This is a genomic window from Congregibacter sp. (assembly GCF_045107095.1).
GTDB lineage: Bacteria > Pseudomonadota > Gammaproteobacteria > Pseudomonadales > Halieaceae > Congregibacter.
This window is the reverse complement of sequence record NZ_JBGCFU010000133.1, coordinates 1-2,590: the sequence shown is the minus strand read 5'-3', so window position 1 is coordinate 2,590 and position 2,590 is coordinate 1. Positions and strand designations below refer to the sequence as shown.

The window sequence follows — 2,590 nt, the reverse complement described above, 5'->3', positions numbered from 1 at the left end:
GAACGCTGCAACCCCTGGATCGTGATGCCACTGGTGTCGACTGGTATCCCAAGCCCGAGTTTGGCGAGCGATTTGGTTCCGGTGAAGTCATCAAGGTGAGCCCTGGAAACAACACGCTATCGAGCGCCCTTGCGCATGCTGTAGAGGGCGATACCTTGGAGCTCAGTACCGGTGAGTACTTTGAAAGCAAAGTGCTTGCCGTGGACAGGGCGATTACGATCCGTGCTCCTCAAGGCGCATGGATTGAATATGAGCGTCCCACCTTGTTCGAGATTCAGGACGGCGGCTCGCTATGGCTGGACGGTGTCACCGTCTCGGGCCGCAGTGCTCCTGACTATGCCGGTAATAGCGTCATTCGTACGAGTCGTTACGGCGTGCTGACAAACTATGAAATCCGCGTCGACGGTTCAGAGTTTCGGGATCTGAATGTTAATCGGTCGTTCCACTTCCTCAATGCGAACAAGTCATCGCTGGCGGATCACATACAGATAAGCGACTCGGTATTTCAGGCGATCAGCGGATCGGTACTGAAACTCGACCGGGAAAACGATGGTTTTGGTATCTACAGTGCTGAGTACATTACGATCCGGGATTCCAAATTCGAGGATATTCAAGGGCCGTTGGTCAGTCTCGGCAGATTTGGTCGCGACGAGAGTACCTTTGGCCCTCATCTGACCCTTACTGGATCAGAGCTGTACCGAGTAGGTGCCGGTCAGCGTTCCGAGATCAAAGCATCGGTTTACCTCCACGGGGTGCAGGTCACCACGATTGCTGATTCTCTCTTTGAAGACAGTGCGCCCATTGCCGTCGAGCATACGGTGGGCGAGCCAGTCACCGTCATTCGGAACAACAGGTTCCAGCGCACTCCCGAACCTACAGCGGTCGAGCTCGTGACCGGTGGTCCCCCAGCGGTTTCGCTAGAGGGCAATAGCTTTATTGCCGGCGAACAATGAGCGGTCGAAGCAGGAGCTAGAAGAATGAAAATAAAGAACTTGCGTTGGTGGGTTGTGGGATTGATCGCACTGGCCACGGTTATCAACTACATCGACCGGCAGTCATTGAATGTTCTCTGGCCGCAAATCTCCGCTGAGCTTTATCCGGACAAGACCGAAGACGAACGCAAGGCGATCTATGCCTTGATCTCGGTGATCTTCGTGTTCGCCTACGCCTTCGGTCAGGCAATCTTCGGCCGTGTGTTCGACCGCGTGGGTACGCGCATGGGATTCGTGTTCGCAATCGGCATTTGGTCCGTTGCGACCGCTATGCATGCCTTCGCGAAAGGCCTGATTACCTTCGCCCTGTTCCGCGGAATACTGGGTGTAGCAGAGGCGGGTAACTGGCCCGGTGCTGCAAAAGGCAATGCGGAGTGGTTCCCATCCGTTGAACGCGCATTAGCGCAGGGCCTCTTTAATTCAGGCGCGGCTGTAGGGGGAATTATTTCTATCCCGCTCATTGCCTTTCTTTCCATTCACCTTAGCTGGCAGTCGATTTTTGTCCTAGTGGGTGCTGTTGGGCTACTTTGGCTGGTGCCGTGGCTCCTCATTGTTAAGGCGCCGCCGGGATCTCACCCTTTTATCACTGAGAAGGAGCGAAGCTTCATTCTCGAAGGGCAGGTGGATCAGCCGAGCGACGAGAGTGAAGTAGAGGCCTATACCCCTAATACTGTTGAATTGCTGAAGCGCAAGGAAAGCTGGGGAGTGATCATAGCGTCAGCGGCGATCGACCCCATCTGGTGGCTCTTCGTATTCTGGATCCCCATCTACCTGTCGGAAGTCTATGGGATGGACGTGAAGACCATCGGGATCTATGGGTGGGTGCCCTATGTAGGCGCCATGTTTGGCGCCTGGTTCGGTGGCCTACTGGCGCGGAACCGAATTAGCAGCGGATGGAGCGTTGATCGCTCTCGCAAACTTACGATCTCCCTGGGCTGTCTGATCATGCTGCCGTCATTGCTTGCTATGGCCAACCCCGGTAGCCCTGTGGGCGCCGTGTTGCTCATGGCGGTGATTCTCTTCGGTTTCCAGACGGCGATTGGCAACGTGCAGACGCTGCCAAGCGATCTGCTCGGGAAAGGCTCCGTGGGGTCCCTCGCGGGACTTGCCGGTATGGCCGCCAAGCTTGCTGCTGCGGGTCTTACCGCGCTGGTGCCGTGGCTCACTGCCGGCGGAAACTACACACCTGCCTTTGTTATCGGGGCGGTTCTGGCTGTAATCGCTATGGCCAGCGTGTGGTTGCTGTGTCCGAAGATTGAGCTTCTTCAGCCAGTAAATGGCCCGGCGCACTAATATTGAATCCATAATCGATGGGATGTTTGACACTGGTGTCGCATCCCTCGCATACCAACGAGGAAGTACTGATGAAGTTAGAAAACAAAGTAATTGTTGTCTCTGGTGGGGCGCGGGATATCGGGCGCGAGGTCGTGCTCAAACTATCGCGTGAAGGTGCAAACGTGGTGGTTAACTATTTCGGTTCCACTGAGCAGGCGAAACAGACAGAGGAAGATGTTCGGGCCGCGGGCGGTGAATGTGTTTTTCTCCAGGGTGATATGACAAGCGCCGCCGACGTCGCGAGCCTAGTTGCCGCGGGCGTA

At 55.7% G+C, this 2,590-nt stretch carries 2 protein-coding genes and 1 pseudogene; all 3 read left to right on the top strand.

The genetic code is table 11. The features are described 5' to 3' along the window. A pseudogene (locus AB8B76_RS15690) lies at window positions 1-953 on the top strand (alginate lyase); the annotation flags it as partial. A 24-nt stretch (window positions 954-977) separates the two neighbouring features. Beyond that, a complete protein-coding gene (locus AB8B76_RS15685) occupies window positions 978-2,285 on the top strand; it encodes an MFS transporter (RefSeq protein ID WP_405273824.1) in 1,308 nt (435 codons plus the stop codon). A gap of 71 nt (window positions 2,286-2,356) precedes the next feature. Then, window positions 2,357-2,590: SDR family NAD(P)-dependent oxidoreductase (locus tag AB8B76_RS15680; protein WP_405273823.1), on the top strand; the 234-nt coding region annotated here is incomplete at its 3' end.